Below are 18,147 nucleotides of genomic sequence, written 5' to 3' on the forward strand. Positions count from 1 at the left end.
TAGGAGGGTTACTTACCTGCCGCACTCTGCCGCGGGACTGCCGCCTGTCCCGTAAAGAAGACGGCAGCTTTCGTCCGCCTCATCCTGGCCGGGCATGTCGCCGAGCGTTGCGTGAGCGACCGTCAACACTTGCGCAGTGGTGCTAGCGCGCGGCGCCTTCATATGCATGCCGTGAAACGCGATCTCCGCAGCCACCAGCGCCAGGATCGCCATTGCCACTGTTGCGTGCCGGCGATGCCGATGCGTAATGAGGTTCGCGACAGGGGACGACTAACTTCGTTAAATTGCTGCATAGGGTAAGCACTCCGTTGCCGGCACGACAGCCAGGCCACGGAAGGTAAAAGGACGAATACCCCGGTTTCGGCGGTCTCGCTTGGGCTGTCGAAGGTCAGGCTGACCGTGGCGTGAGCACTGCTGTCGCGAGTGTCGTGGCCATACTCATGGCCGCTCCCTACTTCAATATGTACAGTATAGTCAAAATGACTTTATTGTACAAATGTTCAGTGTCCCTTAGAATCGGGGAACGATCTGTTGAGTGGTTCGCGGAGACGATGAAGAGTTCAGGCGAAAAGACAGGAATGGCGCCGGCGCAATTGACCAGGCGAGCGGAGATTGGGCGCGAGCGTCGTGCCCGTACGCGGGCTTTGCTAATTGACGCCGGAATCAGGGTTCTCGCTGAAAAGGGCCCGGACAACGCGAGCATCGACGACTTCATGGCGAAGGCGGGGCTCGCGAAGGGCACCTTTTATAACCACTTTCAAACGCGCGAGGACATGTTGACGGCGGTCGCGACAGACCTGGCTGAGGAGCTCAATTTGCATATTGTCGAATTGACGGCCGCAATGCCCGATCCCGCGCAACGAATGGCATGCGCCGTTCGCTACTTCGTTCAGCGGGCAGCCGACGATGCAATCTGGGGATGGGTGGTCCTGCGCATCGGTCTCGGAGCCGGTCCTCTCGGGGACAGCATGGCGCGGGAATTGACCCGCGACGTTCGGGGGGGCGTAAAGTCGAAGCGGTTCTTGATCAATGCCGAACAGGTCGGCGCCGACGTCGTGCTGGGCTCGGGCTTGATGGGCATCCGGTCAGTATTGCTGGGGAAGGCAGGTCCTAAGCATGCGTCTGCGCTCGCGGCTTCCATTCTAAGAGCGCTGGGTGTGCCCGCAAGCGAGGCGGCGAAAATTGCGGCCATGAAGTTGCCCGCTCTCGATCCTTCAAAGTTACGTCGCCTTTCCTGAAGGCAACCTGCGTATTGAGTTTCTGGCGCCAGCGGCTTTTAGATGACGGGGATGGCAGCCGAGCCGGGGCGCTCGTACTCATACATGGGTATGATTTTCGTCCGCCGGTTTGTGCTGTACGCTTGGCTCCAATAGCGCATACCGGGGGAGCCTGCATGTCCGCGCTCTGTCCGTTGCGCCCCATTTCCCGAGGGTAGGGGTAGAGGTGAGCCAGTTACGTGTCCCTCGGATTGCTTCCATTGTCGACGACGACGAGGCGGTCCGCCTTGCCACCGCGAGTCTGATTCGTTCGCTAGGCTGGGACACGCGCGTCTTCGCGTCGGCTGAGGAGTTTTTGGCGTCCGCGAGCGTCGCAGAGACGGCATGTCTGATTTCCGACGTGATCATGTCGGGCATGTCCGGCGTCGATCTGCACGATCGCCTGCTGGAACTCGGGTGCGCTCCGCCCACCATCCTGATGACAGCCTTTCCGACCGCTGTCCTGCAGGCGAAAATCCAGGCAAAAATCGAGGCGACCAGTGTGCTGGCGTTCCTCGAGAAGCCCGTCGACACCGCCGCCCTGGCACAGTGCCTGACTCTCGCGTCCGGCGGGTCATAGCGTGTCAAGCGCTCGGGAGTGCACGGAGCAGCGAGTTGAATCATCTCAAATGAGAATGTACAGAGCAGAAGCGGGGCGGACAGCGCCCACACCGTCACGGAAGGCTCAGGATCAGGATCACTTCAGGTGATGCGGCTCGATCCCGAGGGCTTCCGCCTTTCGCACGAGATCTGCTACGGAACGCGCTGCCATTTTTTTCATCGCCTGTCCGCGATGGATCTTCACGGTCATTTCGCTAAGATTCATCTCCGAGGCGATCTGTTTGTTCATCAGGCCGGCCACCACGAATCCCATTACCTCTCGCTCCCGCGATGTCAATGAGCCGTAGCAGGCCCGAAGCGCCGCGATGGATTGTTCGGCCGCGCGGCGCGCCGCATCGCGCGTCAACGCATTCGAGACTGAGTCCAGCATGTCCTGATCGCGAAAGGGCTTGGAAAAAAAGTCGAGCGCTCCCGCTTTCATGGCCTTGACGGACATTGCCACGTCGCCATGGCCTGTCATGAACAGAATCGGCATTTGCAGGCCGCTCTTCGCGACTTCTTCCTGAAACGTGAGGCCGCTTTCGCCGCGCAACCTGACGTCGAGAATCAGGCAACTGGGCGCGTCGTACTTCTCGAAGGCGAGAAACTCGTGCGACGATCCGAAAGTCTCGACGCGTAGCCCGACTGAGCGGAGCAGGGCGCCCAGCGCGAGCCGAACGGTCTCGTCATCGTCGACCACATAAACCACAGATGGCTTGCTGCCGCCGGCGCTGCGGGTCGACGTCGAATGCGACTCCAAAATCATCTCTCCCCCTTCCCAATCGACAAAGTGCGCGGTGACGTTGGACATCGCGTGAGCGGAAGCGCGCCGAGCGAAGACATGAACCACTTTCGGTAAATCGGCGCGTCCTGGAACGCACGGTACCGCACTCCGTTGTATTTGGCCAGCTATACGCAGGTATGAGTTCTCAACTTCTATGCGGCAGCGGCGCCAACCGTTCGTAGAATGGGTTTCCCAGTCAGGCGCGCCGTAACAGCGTTGATTTTCGCAATCTGTGGATGGTCGATTATTGAAGCGCCGTTTGAGTGCAGCGCATCGAGCGACGATACCTGGCTGTTGGCTCTTGTCGTGGCGAAACTGATCATCATCGCCGCGGGCGTTGCGGCCATTGCGGACGTTCGTTTCGCCCGCGGAATATTCGCCTTTATCTGCGGCACGAGCGTATTGGGCATCGCACCCGAACTCCCGTTTGAGTTCAAGCACTCCGTCGCGATTTCGCTGTTGTCGCTGATCGAATGCACCGGCAAGACTGCTTTCGTTATCGTGTTCTGCACTGGGCCGATGCGCGAACGCAAGTTATCCGTGTCATGTCGTCCTCGGCGCGCAGTATTGGCAGGCGCACGGAAACAACCTCGCGACTCGCAGGGCTAATGGGATGCAATCTCGACGAATGAAGCACTCGAGAGTGCCGATCTGCCAGGCGTCGATGCGGGATACGGGCTGGGCAGGTGCATCGACGCCGGCTCGAGCGCCGTTCAGGTTGAGGAAATAGAGACACCAAGCAAGTGGCCGGCGCCGAACGTAAATCCTGCGGCCAGAAGACCGATGACCACCTGACGGAGACACGAAAAAAGGGCGCTACGTCCGTTAAAAAGTGACGTGAATACGCCGATGGAAGCCAAAGCCAAAGCGCTTAGCACGATGCACTGAACGATTGCGCTGAAGCCGTGAGTCCACAAGAACGGCATCGTTGGAAAGATAGCCCCGACCGAGAAGAGACCGAAGGACACCCCCGCTGCCGACCACGGATTACCGCCGAGATCCGCCGGGTCCAGACCTAGCTCCTCACGTGTCAATGTATCAAGCGCATGATCTTTGTCACGCATCATTTGTGATGCGACACGCTTTGCCTCATCCGCATCGAAACCTTTAGCGCGGTAAATGAGCACGAGCTCGTGCTCTTCCGCCTCAGGCGTTGTCTCGAGTTCCTCGGCCTCCCTGGCAATCTGGTTGCTAGCCAGTTCACGCGCATTGGTCACGGACAGCCATTCACCAAGCGCCATCGAGCACGCTCCGGCGATCAACCCGGCCAGCCCCGTAAAGAGGATCGTCCTATTGCCGGTTCCCGCACCAGCCATGCCCATAATGAGGCAGAAATTGGAAACCAGTCCGTCGTTCGCACCCAGTACGGCGGCGCGCAGATCGTTGCCCGACGATACGCCCTTGTGCCAGGGTTCTGCCGCTGCGATGCGTGCCCCTTGCGACATTTTCGGGTCGACACCGCTGGCGAGCTGCTGAACGACGGCCGCGTGGCGATGTTCGTCGGCCGACATGCTGCCAGCGTCTGGCTGGCCCCGGTACTTGTCGCGATCCGCATACTCGGCAGCAGCTAATGTGGGCAGCACGAAACCTGCGCCAATCAGCCGTACGACCGCTTTCATCAGGCGCGTTTTTACAGCAAGACCGGTCCCGTGATACCGGTCGCCATTGACCTTCAGCTTGTCGGCCCAAACCTGTGCGTGCTCACGCTCCGATTTTGCCAGCTCGCCGTAGATCTCTTTTCGCGCATGGTTGTCCTCAACCTTCGCCAGGGTCTCGTACAACTCCGCGCTATGAAGTTCGTCGGATAGGTTCGCGCGATATCGTTTCAATTCGTGTTTTGATGCCATGACATCTCCTTGAGCTCTGGCGGTCACTCGCGCGACGGCCGCCGGGGCGCGAGTTGAGGGGAATCGATGTAGACGGCGAGGATCATCGCGGATGCATTCGACGGCCTGCGGCGGCCTCGACCCGGTCGATAGATCGCATCGCTGCTTTGTATCGGCAAGCCACTCAGCGCGCAGACTCCCACCCGCCTCGCAACCCTCTTTTGCCACGTCTGATATCCATAATTGCAGCTCGTCGGGTCGCGCCATGACAGGACCACCGATACGGCGCTCGGCCGATCGAGAATCTCGATCGTGGCATTGAGCCCGCAACCGACCTCCAGAGCAGGGGCCCGGGAGGGACCCGGACTGGACCGCGCGGGCTGCGCGGCCTCGTTACGTTCGCCACTGCAAGCACCGAGCGAACAGGTAATGTGCAGCCAGCGCGACGCGTATTCGTTCGCCGGCGTGGCGACGTACCGCGAGCCAGACAAAGACGGATTACGGACGCGTGCGAGTACCGACGGAGCAGCATCGGGGCGCGACGATACATACGTGTGTTTGCTCATTGCATTCTCCATCGGACTGGAAAAAGCTGCAAAAAAATTGGCGACGCCAGTACCCGCTTCGCTGTCACCGGGAAGATGCACGCTATCTCGGAAGGGCTCCAGGGCCGGCTGGATGTGGACTGACCCGATTGACTGTTATTGAAGACAAACGCGGCTCAACGCCACTGTTCTTCGATAGACGTTTTTGTTGAGCCAAGAGACGAATGTGTACTCGTCGTAGGCCGTTGCTGCCGACAAAAATCCAGGTGTGCAGGGCGTTCGACATGGCTGGCTCCAGAATGAAAGACCGCGCGGTTTATGGAATCAAGATAGGCGGACGATTTCAAAAAAAAATTCTACGAACGGTTGGCACGGTCCTCCGCGAGCGGTAGGGATCTCATACATGTGTATAAAGGACGATCTGTATGGGATCGATAGTGCGCATCCGGTTAGTGGTGGTCGTAAAGATTGAACTTCCCCGACCTGGCCAGCTGCTTTATCTTGCCCATGAATGATGCTTTCGGCGTTTTCTTGCATTCTTCAACGACTAAGGCGACAGGACGTGCGGTGTCCATTACGAGCTCATCCGTTTCTTTCACACCGAGCCGGTCGACGCCGGCGGCCCAAAAAACCAATGCGGGCTTGTAATTGTCGTCCAGCGCCACGAAGTCTTCGCATTTCATTCTGCCTGGTTGCACTTTCGTGGCTGATTTCGCAAGCGCGATAGGTGATAGGCCTAAGCCCATCATGAACGCTCCAATCAGGATAATTTTCATCATGTCTTTCTTCAGAGTCGAGTGATAAGGAAGGGAAAACGGCTGAGCAAGGAGAACGGCGTCAGTTGCAGACGTCGTGCAAATGCATCACCGCGAAATCAGATTAGACGTGCAAGACGAACAAGACAATTCCACGAACGGCAGGGATTGCCCCTCCTTATGAACGACTGCCTTGTACCTGCGTATGACGGGTTGATGGTAACTACTTGCGGGACACCTGCTAAGGCAGATCCTTCCCGTCACCACATCGATGATATACACACGTATAAGAGCACTATGCTCACGAAGGACTGCCGCAACCGTTCCGTGGAATGGTCTTCGTGGGTCTATCGGCTTATTCTGATTTCGTCGAGGTGGTGTTATCACAGTGATCCCCGCCGGTTCCATGCGCCTCAAGTGGGCAAATCGAACCACCTTTCGAGCCGGCTCAGGCCGGCTCTTTTTTTCACCGCGAAACCGGTGAGTGGCGGCAAGGATCTGCCAGCGGCGCATCGACAAGGACGCGCTCGGTGTTTTCGCGTCGTGGTTGCGGACGTCCCGGTGCTGAGCTGATAGCGGCCGCCCGAGGTCTACCTCGTCCGTTGCCGTCCAATGTCCCTGATGGCGCACAATGATGGATTGGCGCGATGGCTATACGCTTCTTTACCCTTTTCGACTAACGTGAAAGCTAAATTTATCAGGCATTGGTTGCAGGATCCTATGTCTGTCGGCGCTATTGCTCCGTCTTCCCGATATCTCGCCGCTGCCATGGCTGAAGGGGCGGAGGCTTTTGACGCAATTGTCGAAGTGGGTGGGGGAACAGGCGCCATCACCCAGGCACTCGCGAATCGTAATCCAGAGGCGCGTCTGGTTGTATTCGAACTGTCGGAGCAACTCGCTGACGGCCTGCATGCGCGGTTTCCTCATGCTCAGGTGGTCGCCGGCGCATTCCACGAAAATGTCTCCGTGCTGCACGACCTTCCTCCGAAAACGGTAGTCGTGTCGGGCTTGCCCTTCAGGTCATTACCGGCCAGGATTGTGCGCCCAACAGTGGAAGCACTGGCTGACGTTTTGCGTGCAGACAAGGCCCGCCGCCTCGTCCAGTTCTCATACCGGCTGCGCGCTCCATTTGCGGCGCCTGCGGATTTTGTCTGGCGTCGGGTTTGCACTGTCTGGCGAAACGCCCCGCCTGCCAACGTGTGGGAACTCCAGGGCAAACCGGTTTCAGCCTGATGCGATACTGAGGGGCAACAGTTCAAGTTTCGGCGAACGCCTCGGCGCGCATCGCGGATGCGGCGGAACTCTCTCCAACGCGACGTCCGTCCATTAGTGCATCGCGGCTGCGACGAGAAGACGGAATGGGAGCGCGGTCAGCATTGCAGCGGCAAACCCTACGCACCACAGAATGACAAACCACATCATTCGGGTTCCGTATAGACGGCTCCGATGTTCAGTTTTTTCTGGCATCACATTCTCCGTTTATAAGATCATTAGTCATGCGTCGCGCGGTGAACTTTGCCGCGGAATACCCAGTAGCCAGCGGTCGTGTAAGCAAGAATGATGGGAATGGTGATCGCCGCACCTATCAGCGTAAAGGTCAGGCTTGAACGAGGTGCCGCGCCTTCCCAGAGCGTCATCGAGTTCGGGATGGCGAACGGCCAGATGCTCACAAGCAAAACCAGTCTTGAGGGACAACGTGGCCATTCTCAACGGTAATCCCTTGCGGGGTCTGCATCCAGCTGTTTGAAGCCAGAATCCAGAAGGTGGAGGTCAGTGTGCCGACTGCCAGCATCAGTGTCGCGAAGAAATGCGGACCCTTTCCGACTTTCTCCCATCCGAACAACGCGATGCCCAGGAATCTTTCCTCAAGGAAAAAGGGCAGTCATGACTTCATAGGTCAACAAGGGTCCGGTACCAGGGCCTGCGAACTTGGAAAAGCCTGCCCAGTTGCTTCCAGATTCGTACGCCATCAGGACGCCGGAGACAACGCCCATGCCAAATCCAACTGCGAAAATCCTCGACCAGTACTGGCATAGATCTTTGTAATGCTGCTTACCGGTTCTCAGCCAGGCGAACTCGAGCACTGCGAGGAAGCTTGCAAGGCCAATGCTGAGCGCTGGAAAGATGATGTGAAAGGAGACAGTGAAAGCGAACTGCAGTCTGGAAAGGTCCAACGCACTCGGGTCCATACACATCGCCTCGCAAGGAACGCGCCGTCGTCGCCGTGACGGGGCGGTGACTGGAGAATGGACCAGGTCTCAGCAGGCAGTCCGATGATTTGCCGCCGTGTGGTCCTCGCCAAGGCGCCCGTCAGCATTGTGCGAGAGGCATACGCTGTTGGAACCTCAGTGGGCAGCCCTTCTTTTCCTGACGATGACAAAAGCCAGGATCAGGAACACGATGACCACCCCTGCCGCGATGCCGATGCGGGAGAGCGCAAGAAGCGCAGACGTGGGCCCGCCGCGGCGCACTTCGGCAACGTCCTGGGCGGTGATAGAGGTGTCTGCTCGCCCGTAGTGCGTAAGGACATAGTTACCCGCAAGGGCGATCTCTTCATCGCTCAGTGCGGTGACGTCCGTTGGCTTGCCTCCGAACCCGGGCATGTATGCCTGTTCTTTGAACGTCGTACGATCCACACCGTAAAGGATCGTGGCGATAAGGTTGTTGGCATTCACCGATCCTGTTGCCGAGTTGTGAAACAGACTGGGATAGTAGCCATCCTTGCTGCCTTGACCTTGGGCCGAATGACAGGAAGCGCAATTGCCTTGAAATAATTCCGCGCCCGTAGGATGGGCATCGTTGTCGGACCGGATCCCATCCGTACCGCGCAAGGTGGCGAGCTCAGACGACATTTTTCCCGCGGTAAAGCGGGGCGCACTGTCTCGTGAATCATGAATCGGAGCGATACCCTTCACATAAGTCGCAATGGCGTCCACATCCGCCGCCGAGAGGTACTGGAAGCTGTGCTCGACCGCTTCACCCATATCTCCCGCAGCCTGTGCCTTACCGCGCAGCCGCCCGGTGCGCAGGGACTCCACAAGTTCTTCCCTGGTCCAGCTGCCAATACCGCTTGCTGTGTCCGACGTGATGTTCGGCGCATACCAGGTTCCGACTTGCCCACCGGAGAGCTCCAGTCCGGCTTCTTCCTGCATCATGAAACCGCGCGGAGTGTGGCAAACGCTGCAGTGCGCGGCGCCCTGTACCAGATACCTGCCTCGGTTCCATTCCGCGGATTGGTGGGGATCTGTCTGATAGGTATTCTTGTTCAGGAACAGCAGGTTCCACACTTTCAACGACGCGCGTATGTTCATTGGGAACGGCAGCTTTGTGTCCGGCGCCCGTACGTCCACGGCCGTCACGCCGAACCTGAAATACGTGTAGAGCGCGTGCACGTCGTCATCGGTGAGGATCGAATACGACGTGTAGGGCATCGCGGGGTAGAGGTTTGCGCCATCTGCCCGGATCCCGTGCCGGATAGCTTGGGAGAACTGCTCTTCGGTATAGCGGCCAATGCCGAATTCGTTTGACGGCGTGATGTTGGTCGAGTAGATCGTGCCGAGCGGCGAAACAAGAGGAAGCCCGCCTGCAAAAGGCTTGCCCTGCGCGGTGGTGTGGCACGCCGCGCAGTCCGAAGCTTTGGCGACATACTCACCGCGTTTGATCAACGCAGCGGTCTCGGGGGGGCCATCAGCGGCGTAGGAAGAAGCATCCGCCATGCAGCCGGCAAATAGGACCAACACGCGGCATAAACGATGACTGAAATTGCGCATGATTAGCCGTGCTTGAGTTGATCAACAATACTGTCGGCCGCCTTCAGTGCCAAGGCCGCCATGGTGATGGTGCTATTTCCGCTGCCTCCAGTGGTCATCGCCGCGCCGCCCGGCAAGAACAGGTTATGGTGGTCATGAGAACGACAGTCGATATCCACCACCGACGTAGCGGGATCGGCCCCCATGATGCAGCCGCCCATGATGTGATCGCTGTTGAGAAACTCAGTGGAGAGCTGGAAGTCAGTGGCGCCAAGTTCGGCGGCCAGGCGCCTGAGCAGCGGCACGGTATATACGTTCGCGCTGCGACGCACATAGTCCCCGACGTCGTTGTAGATGTTTGGCTTATTGATGCCAAGCCAGTCTTTCTTGCTCGACAAGGTCACGCGGTTTTGTGCCTGTGGGAGCGGCTCATGTTCGATGGTCAACCTTGCGGTGCAGGCGGAGAGCCGTCGAATTTCGGCATCGAGGGCCTTGCCGACCAGCCCTTTCTTCAATGCAGCGGCGCCGCCAATGCCGCTGCGGGCGAAATTCTCCATGCGTATCATCGCGCCGCTGTAGCGGCTGCGGAAGTCGCCTTGCGATGTGTTCATGATGCTGCTGTTCTGGACCGGTCCAACCCCTGTCCACAGTGGTTCCGCAAGCGTCACTTCCGCGATCAGCTTGGGCTGATCCATCATGTTGCGACCCACCTGATCGGAGCTGTTGGCAACTCCGTTGGGGTTATGCTCGTCCTTCGAAAGCAGTAGAAGTTTCGGCGTCTCTATGCTGTTGCATGCGATCACAAAGACTCTGGCAGTGACTCTGTGCGAAGTCTTGTCCGGATCAAAATAGTGGACCGCCTGAACCGAATGCTTCGCGTCGGTCTCGATCCGGTAGACCACTGCATTGGCCAGAATCCTGCCGCCTTTCGCCTCTATTTTCGGCAAGGCCGATGCCGCATCGTACTTGGCCGCAATGGGGCAAACAGGAAAGCAGTTATTGTTGCCGCAACACGGTGGCCGTCCGTGGTATGAAACGCCGCTATTGCGCGCTTGAGGCGCGGGGAGGTTCTTCAGTCCGAGTCTGGCAGCGGCTTCTGTAAAGCGCTGCTCTCCAGGTCCAAAGGGTAGCGGACCCATTGGATAAGGCTTGGAGCGTATCGGTGGCCATTGCAGCGCGGGGTCAGCCGGACCGCAGACGCCCATCGCGTATTCCGCGCGCGTGTAGTAGGGTTCGAGTACGTGGTAGTCAAAAGCCCAGTCACGTCCAACCCCGTACAGGGTATTCAGGCGGAAGTCGTCCGGTACCATGCGCCAGCAAATACCTGCCCAGTGCCAGGTGGCCCCTCCTGCATAGCGGACATAGCCTTGGCGGAAGGCCCGGGCATCCGGACCTTCCAGTTGGAGATATTCGGCCGCCTCTGCGTCGGTGGCCGATTCCAGATGGGGGGCCCACGGTTTCGGTGGGTAGGGGGCGTCGAAGTTGAGCCGAAGACTGGGCGGCAGATTGCGGTAGTTTTCCACGATTCGCCAGCGGTCAACCCGCGGGCCTGCTTCGAGCATTAGCACGGACAGGCCTGCGTCCAACATGCGTTCCGCGACCAGGCAACCCACCACACCCGTTCCCACCACAACGACGTCCGCGCTGTATTCATTTGCCATCTGGAAGCTCCTCTGGTTTTCGAATAACGCGCATTTAGAATTTCGGCATGTCGCTCAATGGGGGCGCAATTGCATTCCAACCGTTCGGCCCCGATTTCGCGTAGGTCGGAATAGTCATGACGTCGACCGTCGGCTGGTACATCAGCGCGAATTCGTACGCGAAGACTTCCGCGCCTGGAGCGTCGGTGAGTACACCCATGTACCACGCGCTGATGATCGAAAGAGCGGTCTCCTTCAAAGGGCCTTGCGGGATATCGGGGAAAAAGTCTTCGACGACGCGCGCCCTTTTCTTTCTTGCAATGGCGAGCAACTCGATGATGTGATCAGGAAGCGACGGAGTCGCCGCGGTCATGGCGATAGCGAGTCTCTTTCCGATACCTCTATCGAGTTGGTGCGGAATCAGCAGCGACGAGATATCCATGAATCGCGCAAGAGATTCGCGCGCCAAAGTGACATTCGACGAGGTAGCCGATAGTGTCGGGAAGGCTGCCAACGAGCCCATAAGCAGTACGCCGCCCACGACTATCCTGCGTCGACAAAGACTGAATTCCATAGGGGCGTCGTCACGATAGTGATCAGGCATATGCTCCCACCATTATTAGCTGATACGGCTTGTCGGTTCTCAACGAGAAACCCAGTCTGAAGGTTATGCCTGCAAGATAAGCACGGCCATTCTACGAACGGACTGGACTTTTCCTGCTTGGGAATAGGTGTCCTATACCCGCGTATGATCGGCGGACGGTCGACGGCCACCGGAACCTTGTCGCGCTTGCTTCCAACACAACTGCGAGGTGTCCAAACCTGTCGGACCGTGCGTGTCGGATCAACTCCGGGCCGACGGCGAACACACGAAGGCGATGAGCTTGCTCACAACCAGTAGCGTGGCTTGCGCCCGGAGCGCTTCGCGCTTCCCATGCCGTGGTTCAGCTGCCGCACAAGCGCCTCCGGCGCCTGTTGCCGGTCGCCCATCACGTAAATAATGGCTTTGCCCATGCGCCGCTTCAGTGCGTCACCCGTTGGCCTTGGCAGATGATCCGCCTTGGGATCGATCCCTCGCGCCGCTAGATTCGTTCGAATGGCAAGAAAGGCGGACGCCGCAAAGAAGACCATTCTACGAACGGTTGCCGCAGTCCTCCGGGACCGCCGCGTTCTCATACGTGTGTATATCCCGAAGAGTCCAGCAACCGACTGGTCGTGGTTTGCTGCATGTTCCGAGAGCTGTTTTCCGTCACGCCGCCATACGCAGGTATAAGACAGCCGTTCCTCTATAGGCGCGGTCTATGTCGTTCGTAGGATGGTGTTGTTTGTCTCGCCCATCTAACCTGATCTTCAGCCGGGGCATTTGCGCGATGCATGTCGTCAAACGCAAACGCACCCTTCTGTCATCAATGGAGCGCTCATGTCGGAACCCTATAAAGTTGCTGTACTGATTGGCAGTCTTCGCCAGAAGTCCCTCAATCGCATGCTGGCCAACTCACTCGCGCAGATTGCACCGCCAAGGTTGTCGCTGCACATCGTGGAGATAGGCGCGCTGTCTTTATACAACCAGGACCTCGAGGACGACACGCCGGCAGCCTGGAAAGCTGTCAGAAACGACGTCTCAGCGATGGATGCGGTTCTGTTCGTTACCCCGGAATACAACCGCTCCATTCCAGCCGTGCTCAAGAATGCTGTCGATGTTCTCTCCCGGCCTCACGGAGCAAGCGCATTGTTAGGGAAACCTGCGGCCGTTGTCACCTCGTCGCAGGGAGCAATGGGCGGGTGCGGTGCGAACCATCACCTTCGGCAGTCGTTGGTTTGTATTGGCGTGAACGTGATGTCCACGCCTGAAGCATACGTAGGCGGCATGGCTAGTCTGTTTGACGAGCAAGGCGTCTTGACCAATTCCGGAACCAGTCGGTTTCTGGAGGAATTCATGGCCGCATTCTCGCGATGGATCGAGCGGTTTGCGAAGGGCTAGTCTTTACAGGAAGCACGCGCGAACGTGAATACGCGGTCTGGCGGTGACGTCAGTCGCAATCGGTCGCCTCTACTATGCCGGGGTTTAGCGCCGCGATGCGTTGCAGTCGTGCTCACGCTTTGCATCAGCGCGTGCGATCCTGTCGGCCGGATGATGAACGGGTAGTGTCCGTCCAGCTGATCAGACAGCTCGACCGCACCCGACGCCGCTTCGAGGACCCGCTCGCGTGGCAGGCGTACCGTGTGAGCCATGCAGATGCCGGGCACCGTTCCCAGCAACGTATAGGCTGCATCGCGCGTCGTTTGCGCGATACGTTCCGGCTGGTTCAGCACCTGGCAACGTGTGCCGCTGATTAGCGACGCAATTTGTGCAAGAACGCCGGCGTTTTCATCGGATGCGCACGCGGCCACGAAGATAGCGTCATGTTCTGGCAGACTGATGTGCTGCTGTGGACGGGCGTCGACATACACGACGTCTATCTGCAGGTCGGCGTTCTCAAGCAGGCATTCGAAAGGCGTGTTCGCCATCAGATCGCCGGGAGCCTTGAGCACTAGTACCTTGACTGAACGCCCAGTTGTTTGGGCGTTCTTCAATCGATAGTGCCTGCACATCTGGATCGCCTGCGCCTGGACGGCGATCGCGGCTTCCTTCTCGTACTTCAATTGCAGTACGAGCGACAGATCGAGGAGCGCGTAGGGGTCGTCGCGGTGTGTGACGTGCTCGAGCAGGCTTTGCCCGAACGGTGTCAGATCGTTTCCAGCCGTGGCCGCCCTGAGCAATACGGCCAGTCCCAACGGCTGATGCGTTGATGGATGCGTGGTATCACTGGTTAGTTCCGTCTGAACAGTATTCATGGATGGAGCACTTCGATGGAATGATGCCCGCGTTGAACGGCCGCGTTTGCCGGCATTGTTTTTTTTCGTGACGCTCAGTCGCGCCGTTGCCCATGCATGCCCGCGCGGATACGAAGGGTCATTGGCGTTTCGCCGAGATAGCCGACCTGTTCGTCGAGCCATCCTTCTGGCGTCGACGCGGTCGGCGTTGCGCTTGTTGTCGGCCGCCACAATGCCGACCTCGGCTTCTTGATCCACGCGGCGACGGTCATCGACAGCGAAGCTTCAATAGAAGTCTTCAGGATTAGGGAATGTCTATCGTCTGAGTGATCCTTGCATGAGATCTTGCCGTGGCGACCCTGTCGAAAACGTGGCGGGGAAATTACCGTTTGTCATTTTGACTGCTCGCCGCGATGCGCATTTTTAGCGCCTCTGTGTCCGTCGCTGGCATCGTTCACGACCTCCAGCAACATTACCGGATCGTAATCACCCGCCCGGGTGCTTGACGGTATCATTTGATGGTCAACGCAAGCGGAGCAACCGATGCGAATCCTGGTGATCGAGGACGAGCCAAAAACAGCGGCCTATCTGAAGAAAGGTCTGGAGGAATCCGGCTACGCGGTCGACGTCGCGAACGATGGCCCGCAAGGGCTGATCCTCGCGCAGGAAGAAGAATACGACGTGATCGTGCTCGACGTGATGCTGCCCGGCATGGACGGCTGGACCGTCGTCAGGACGTTGCGCAGCACGCGCGCCACGCCGGTGCTGTTCCTCACCGCGCGCGACGAGATCGACGACCGCGTGCGCGGCCTGGAGCTCGGCGCGGACGATTACCTCGTCAAACCTTTTGCGTTCGTCGAACTGCTGGCGCGCGTGCGGACGCTGGCGCGCCGCGGGCCGCCGCGCGAAAGCGAACTGATCAAGGTGGGCGACCTGGAGATGGATGTGTACCGCCGCCGCGTCAAGCGGGGCGGCACGCGCATCGATCTCACGCCACGTGAATTCTCGCTGCTGCAACTGCTCGCGCGCCGTCAGGGAGAAGTGCTGAGCCGCACGCAGATCGCGTCGTACGTGTGGGACATGAATTTCGACAGCGACACCAATGTGGTCGAGGTGGCGATTCGCCGGCTGCGCACCAAGATCGACGACAACTTTCCCATCAAGCTGATTCACACGGTGCGCGGCGTCGGCTATGTGCTCGAACTGAAGGACACTGCCTGATGCGCGTGCGCTCGCTTGCCGCGACGCTCGCGCTTGCCTTCGGCGCCACGACGCTGGCGGTTTTCGTGCTGGTCGGCAGCTTTCTGTATCTCGCGCTCGAAAAGCAGATCAAGGCGCAGGACAATCTCGACATCGTGCTTGCCGCGCGCCACGCACGGCGGCTTGCCGAGGAACTGGAGACGTCGAAGGGCATTCGCGAGCACAGCGACCGTTTGATCAGCATCGTGCTCGGTAACCAGGCCATGTCGATGGAAGTGTTCGATCCCGATGGCAACCGGGCAGTCGAACACAACGTCGCCGGGACTTTTGCCGTGCCCAATGTGGCGAGCGGCGCGGCGAGCGGCGCGGCGACGCTCGCCGCATTGCCGCCGCTCGCGCGCGTTGCGGCTTCGGCGCGTATCACCGAGGCCGATATCGGCGAGTGGACCGGCCGCAACGGCGCGCCGATTCGCGGCATTCTCACCGACGCGCGTCTACGCGACGGCGAAACGGCGAGCGTGCTGGTGGCGCGCAACATGAGCGACCGCTGGCTGCTGCTGGACCGTTACCGCGACAGGCTTCACCTGGCGGGCGTAGCCGGCGTGATGCTGGCGATGCTGCTCGGTTATCTGCTGATCCGCGCCGTGCTGCGGCCGTTGCGCGATATCGCGGCTAGCGCGAGCCTGGTCACGGTGAATCGCCTCAATACGCGGATCGCGGTGGCGCGTGTGCCGAGCGAACTCGAGACGCTGGTGGCGTCGCTGAACGCCATGCTCGAGCGCGTCGACCACGGGTTTCAGCGTCTGTCGCGTTTCACCGCCGACCTCGCGCACGACATGCGCACGCCGCTCAGCAACATGCGCGGCGCCGCCGAAGTGGCGCTCGCCCGGCCGCGTTCCGTCGATGAATACGAGTCGCTGCTCGCCTCGAATCTGGAAGAGTGCGACCGGCTGTCGAGAATGATCGAGAACGTGCTGTTTCTGGCGCGCGCGGAACATCCGCAGTTCGTCAGGCACATGCGTGAGTTCGATGCGGCGCGAGAGTTGAGCCATATCGCCGAGTACTTCGAAGGGATTGCCGAAGAGGCGCTCGTGCGTGTGCGTGTCAGCGGCACGGCGAGCTTGACGGCGGATCTCGAACTGTTTCGCCGCGCGGTGAGCAATCTGCTGGCCAATGCCATTCGTTATACGCCGCAAGGCGGCGAGATCGTGCTGGACGCGAGCGCATCGGCCGACGCGGTGCGCGTGACCGTGTCGAATGAAGGGCAGCCTATTGCCGCCGAACATCTCGATCGGATTTTCGACCGCTTCTATCGCATCGATCCGTCACGCAGTTCGCTGCCGTCATCGGGCTGGTCGCGAGGCTCGACGGGATCGACGGGGCTCGGGCTTGCGATCGTGCGCACGATCATGGAGTTGCACGGCGGCTCGGTGCATGCGCAGAGCGATGCACGGAGTACGCGCTTTGTGCTGAGGTTCCCGCGCGCCAGGTGAAGGCGTACAACCGGTTACACAGACCCCGCCGCGCTCTTGCTTTCGCCACCCCACGTCCCACCCAGCGCTTTCAGCAACAACACACTCGATTCCAACTGCCGCGCGGCAATCTGATCCGCGATTCGCTGGTTCGTCAGCGCAATCGTCTGCGCGGTCACCACGTCGAGGTAGCTGACCGCGCCCGCCTTGAAGCGGTTCGTCGTGAGCCGCAAGGAGAGATCCGCGGCCGTGGTGGCGCGCTGCTGACTGGCGGCTTCGTCGGCGAGGGAATGCAAGGCGGACAGGTTGTCCTCGACCTGCTGGAATGCCACCAGCACCGACTGACGATAGTCCGCGACCGCGCCGTCGTATTGCGCCGTGGCGCCCTGCAACCCGGCTTCGCGCCTGCCGCCGTCGAACAGCGTGCCGGCCAGTTGCGAACCGAGCGACCAGAACAGACTCGGCGCGCTCAGCCACGGCGCGAAAAACGTGCTTTCGAGGCCGGCGCTCGCGGACAGCACCAGATCCGGAAAAAACGCCGCGTGCGCCACGCCGATCTGTGCATTCGCGGACGCCACGCGCCGTTCGGCGGCGGCGATATCCGGGCGCCGCTCCAGCAGTTGCGACGGCAAGCCGACCGGAATCGCGGGCGGTGTGACAGCCGAGCCGTTCGGTGGCAGCGTGAAGCTCGAAGCCGGCTCGCCGGTCAGCGTGGCAATCGCGTGCTGCAGTTGTGCGCGCGTCACGTCGATGTCGGTGTCCTGCGTGCGCGTCGCTTCGAGTTGCGTCGTGGCCTGGGCGACCGCGGACGCATCGATCGCACCGTTTTTCAGTTGCTGCTGCAGCAGTTTCAACGCGGCCGCGTAGGCGCTCACGCTGTCGTCGAGCAGCTTCTTCTGCGTGTCGAGCGAGCGCAGGGAGAAATAGTCGGCGGCGAGATCCGCGCTCATCGACAGGCGCACGCCTTCGAGGTCGGCTGCGCTCGCCTGGGCGTCGGCCTGCGCGCCGTTCACGCTATCGCGCACGCGTCCGAACAGATCCGGCTCCCAGCTCGCCGACACGCCCGCCGAATAGTCCGGCACGGTCTTGCCCGCGAGCGATTTGCCTTCGACATTCTGTGAGGTCCGCGAGCGATCCTGCGCGACCCCAGCGGTAATCGTCGGGAAAAAGCCGGCGCGCTGATAGTCCACCATCGACCGCGCTTGCTGGACCTGCGCGACCGCCTTGCGCACGGTCTGGTTCGACACGTCGATACGCGCTTCGAGTTGATTCAGCACCGGATCGTTGAAGATCGTCCACCATGGGCCGCGCGGCGTGGCGTCAGCCGGTGCGGCCTGCGCCCAGCCGGGTGCGGTGCCCGCATAGTGCGCGGGAATCTCGGCGCTCGGGCGCTGATAGGAGGGCAAGGTCGAGCACGCGCTGAGCAGCGCGCCGATCATCGTGGCCACCAGCGTTCGGCGCAGCACCGGCCGTGAAAGAGACAGGGAAACCATCGGTGAATCCTTT

Annotated in this window: 18 protein-coding genes and 2 pseudogenes; 7 read left to right on the top strand and 13 right to left on the bottom strand. The window is 60.0% G+C overall.

The genetic code is table 11. The annotated features are described in order from the left end of the window. Positions 1–12: 12 nt before the first annotated feature. Positions 13–213 (bottom strand): hypothetical protein, encoded by a 201-nt coding sequence (locus OKW28_RS17050; RefSeq protein WP_429447476.1) that lies wholly within the window; start codon positions 211–213, stop codon positions 13–15. A gap of 338 nt (positions 214–551) precedes the next feature. Here OKW28_RS17050 and OKW28_RS17055 point away from each other — a divergent pair, with 338 nt between their 5' ends. Both OKW28_RS17055 and OKW28_RS17060 read left to right on the top strand, forming a co-directional pair. Then, positions 552–1,238 carry a TetR/AcrR family transcriptional regulator gene (locus OKW28_RS17055; protein ID WP_429447477.1) on the top strand — a complete coding sequence of 229 codons (687 nt, stop codon included), beginning with the start codon at positions 552–554 and terminating at the stop codon, positions 1,236–1,238. Between the two features lie 205 nt (positions 1,239–1,443). Then, the gene (locus tag OKW28_RS17060) at positions 1,444–1,836 is read left to right on the top strand and encodes a response regulator transcription factor (protein WP_429447479.1); all 393 of its coding nucleotides are present in this window, start codon (positions 1,444–1,446) and stop codon (positions 1,834–1,836) included. Positions 1,837–1,953: 117 nt separating this feature from the next. Here the strand turns inward: OKW28_RS17060 and OKW28_RS17065 are convergent, their stop codons facing one another. Continuing rightward, a complete protein-coding gene (locus tag OKW28_RS17065; protein ID WP_429448746.1) occupies positions 1,954–2,622 on the bottom strand; it encodes a response regulator transcription factor in 669 nt (222 codons plus the stop codon). Between the two features lie 201 nt (positions 2,623–2,823). Here OKW28_RS17065 and OKW28_RS17070 point away from each other — a divergent pair, with 201 nt between their 5' ends. Further along, on the top strand, positions 2,824–3,249 hold the full coding sequence (locus tag OKW28_RS17070) for a hypothetical protein (RefSeq protein ID WP_429447480.1): 426 nt from the start codon (positions 2,824–2,826) through the stop codon (positions 3,247–3,249). 104 nt (positions 3,250–3,353) lie between these two features. Here the strand turns inward: OKW28_RS17070 and OKW28_RS17075 are convergent, their stop codons facing one another. The 3 genes from OKW28_RS17075 to OKW28_RS17085 form a co-directional block, all read right to left on the bottom strand. After that, on the bottom strand, positions 3,354–4,487 hold the full coding sequence (locus tag OKW28_RS17075) for a VIT1/CCC1 transporter family protein (RefSeq protein ID WP_429447482.1): 1,134 nt from the start codon (positions 4,485–4,487) through the stop codon (positions 3,354–3,356). Positions 4,488–4,510: 23 nt separating this feature from the next. Then, a complete protein-coding gene (locus OKW28_RS17080; protein ID WP_429448748.1) occupies positions 4,511–5,044 on the bottom strand; it encodes a DUF3331 domain-containing protein in 534 nt (177 codons plus the stop codon). Positions 5,045–5,460: 416 nt separating this feature from the next. Further along, positions 5,461–5,790, bottom strand: coding sequence for an HdeA/HdeB family chaperone (locus OKW28_RS17085; protein ID WP_429447484.1), 330 nt, complete (start codon positions 5,788–5,790; stop codon positions 5,461–5,463). Positions 5,791–6,378: 588 nt separating this feature from the next. On the opposite strand from OKW28_RS17085, the gene OKW28_RS17090 reads away from it, so the two are divergent. Next, positions 6,379–6,999, top strand: a complete 621-nt coding sequence (locus OKW28_RS17090) for a class I SAM-dependent methyltransferase (protein WP_429447486.1) — start codon at positions 6,379–6,381, stop codon at positions 6,997–6,999. Between the two features lie 257 nt (positions 7,000–7,256). On the opposite strand, the pseudogene OKW28_RS17095 reads toward OKW28_RS17090, so the two are convergent. From OKW28_RS17095 to OKW28_RS17120, 6 genes and pseudogenes are all read right to left on the bottom strand, one after another. After that, a pseudogene (locus OKW28_RS17095) lies at positions 7,257–7,442 on the bottom strand (cytochrome d ubiquinol oxidase subunit II); the annotation flags it as partial. Beyond that, positions 7,442–7,955: pseudogene (locus tag OKW28_RS17100) on the bottom strand (cytochrome ubiquinol oxidase subunit I); the annotation flags it as partial. The pseudogenes OKW28_RS17100 and OKW28_RS17095, both read right to left, overlap by 1 nt. Before the next feature lie 156 nt (positions 7,956–8,111). Beyond that, a complete protein-coding gene (locus OKW28_RS17105; protein WP_429447488.1) occupies positions 8,112–9,536 on the bottom strand; it encodes a c-type cytochrome in 1,425 nt (474 codons plus the stop codon). A 2-nt stretch (positions 9,537–9,538) separates the two neighbouring features. Then, positions 9,539–11,176 (bottom strand): GMC family oxidoreductase, encoded by a 1,638-nt coding sequence (locus OKW28_RS17110; RefSeq protein ID WP_429447490.1) that lies wholly within the window; start codon positions 11,174–11,176, stop codon positions 9,539–9,541. A 34-nt stretch (positions 11,177–11,210) separates the two neighbouring features. Further along, entirely contained in the window at positions 11,211–11,759 is a 549-nt protein-coding gene (locus tag OKW28_RS17115) for a sorbitol dehydrogenase family protein (protein ID WP_429447492.1), read from the bottom strand. Between the two features lie 284 nt (positions 11,760–12,043). Then, positions 12,044–12,286, bottom strand: coding sequence for a hypothetical protein (locus OKW28_RS17120; RefSeq protein ID WP_429447493.1), 243 nt, complete (start codon positions 12,284–12,286; stop codon positions 12,044–12,046). 289 nt (positions 12,287–12,575) lie between these two features. Between OKW28_RS17120 and OKW28_RS17125 the strand changes: the two genes are divergently transcribed. After that, positions 12,576–13,136: an NADPH-dependent FMN reductase gene (locus OKW28_RS17125; protein WP_429447495.1), complete on the top strand. Its 561-nt coding sequence runs from the start codon at positions 12,576–12,578 to the stop codon at positions 13,134–13,136. Here OKW28_RS17125 and OKW28_RS17130 read toward each other — a convergent pair. Continuing rightward, positions 13,133–14,227: a hypothetical protein gene (locus OKW28_RS17130; RefSeq protein WP_429447497.1), complete on the bottom strand. Its 1,095-nt coding sequence runs from the start codon at positions 14,225–14,227 to the stop codon at positions 13,133–13,135. The genes OKW28_RS17125 and OKW28_RS17130 overlap by 4 nt on opposite strands. 285 nt (positions 14,228–14,512) lie before the next feature. Here OKW28_RS17130 and OKW28_RS17135 point away from each other — a divergent pair, with 285 nt between their 5' ends. Continuing rightward, positions 14,513–15,190 (top strand): heavy metal response regulator transcription factor, encoded by a 678-nt coding sequence (locus OKW28_RS17135; protein ID WP_429447499.1) that lies wholly within the window; start codon positions 14,513–14,515, stop codon positions 15,188–15,190. Beyond that, positions 15,190–16,662, top strand: coding sequence for a heavy metal sensor histidine kinase (locus tag OKW28_RS17140; RefSeq protein ID WP_429447500.1), 1,473 nt, complete (start codon positions 15,190–15,192; stop codon positions 16,660–16,662). The genes OKW28_RS17135 and OKW28_RS17140 overlap by 1 nt, the downstream gene beginning before the upstream one ends. A 14-nt stretch (positions 16,663–16,676) precedes the next feature. Here the strand turns inward: OKW28_RS17140 and OKW28_RS17145 are convergent, their stop codons facing one another. Further along, positions 16,677–18,134 carry an efflux transporter outer membrane subunit gene (locus OKW28_RS17145; protein WP_429447501.1) on the bottom strand — a complete coding sequence of 486 codons (1,458 nt, stop codon included), beginning with the start codon at positions 18,132–18,134 and terminating at the stop codon, positions 16,677–16,679. Positions 18,135–18,147 lie beyond the last annotated feature (13 nt).

This window comes from Paraburkholderia sp. 40 (assembly GCF_050434105.1).
Taxonomy (GTDB): Bacteria; Pseudomonadota; Gammaproteobacteria; order Burkholderiales; family Burkholderiaceae; genus Paraburkholderia; species Paraburkholderia tuberum.

Coding starts and splice junctions, on each gene's coding strand:
- OKW28_RS17050 (WP_429447476.1), bottom strand. CDS start 213: ATGGCGATCCTGGCGCTGGTGGCTGCGGAGATCGCGTTTCACGGCATG.
- OKW28_RS17055 (WP_429447477.1), top strand. CDS start 552: ATGAAGAGTTCAGGCGAAAAGACAGGAATGGCGCCGGCGCAATTGACC.
- OKW28_RS17065 (WP_429448746.1), bottom strand. CDS start 2,622: ATGATTTTGGAGTCGCATTCGACGTCGACCCGCAGCGCCGGCGGCAGC.
- OKW28_RS17070 (WP_429447480.1), top strand. CDS start 2,824: ATGGGTTTCCCAGTCAGGCGCGCCGTAACAGCGTTGATTTTCGCAATC.
- OKW28_RS17075 (WP_429447482.1), bottom strand. CDS start 4,487: ATGGCATCAAAACACGAATTGAAACGATATCGCGCGAACCTATCCGAC.
- OKW28_RS17080 (WP_429448748.1), bottom strand. CDS start 5,044: ATGGAGAATGCAATGAGCAAACACACGTATGTATCGTCGCGCCCCGAT.
- OKW28_RS17085 (WP_429447484.1), bottom strand. CDS start 5,790: ATGATGAAAATTATCCTGATTGGAGCGTTCATGATGGGCTTAGGCCTA.
- OKW28_RS17090 (WP_429447486.1), top strand. CDS start 6,379: ATGTCCCTGATGGCGCACAATGATGGATTGGCGCGATGGCTATACGCT.
- OKW28_RS17105 (WP_429447488.1), bottom strand. CDS start 9,536: ATGCGCAATTTCAGTCATCGTTTATGCCGCGTGTTGGTCCTATTTGCC.
- OKW28_RS17110 (WP_429447490.1), bottom strand. CDS start 11,176: ATGGCAAATGAATACAGCGCGGACGTCGTTGTGGTGGGAACGGGTGTG.
- OKW28_RS17115 (WP_429447492.1), bottom strand. CDS start 11,759: ATGCCTGATCACTATCGTGACGACGCCCCTATGGAATTCAGTCTTTGT.
- OKW28_RS17120 (WP_429447493.1), bottom strand. CDS start 12,286: ATGGTCTTCTTTGCGGCGTCCGCCTTTCTTGCCATTCGAACGAATCTA.
- OKW28_RS17125 (WP_429447495.1), top strand. CDS start 12,576: ATGTCGGAACCCTATAAAGTTGCTGTACTGATTGGCAGTCTTCGCCAG.
- OKW28_RS17135 (WP_429447499.1), top strand. CDS start 14,513: ATGCGAATCCTGGTGATCGAGGACGAGCCAAAAACAGCGGCCTATCTG.
- OKW28_RS17140 (WP_429447500.1), top strand. CDS start 15,190: ATGCGCGTGCGCTCGCTTGCCGCGACGCTCGCGCTTGCCTTCGGCGCC.
- OKW28_RS17145 (WP_429447501.1), bottom strand. CDS start 18,134: ATGGTTTCCCTGTCTCTTTCACGGCCGGTGCTGCGCCGAACGCTGGTG.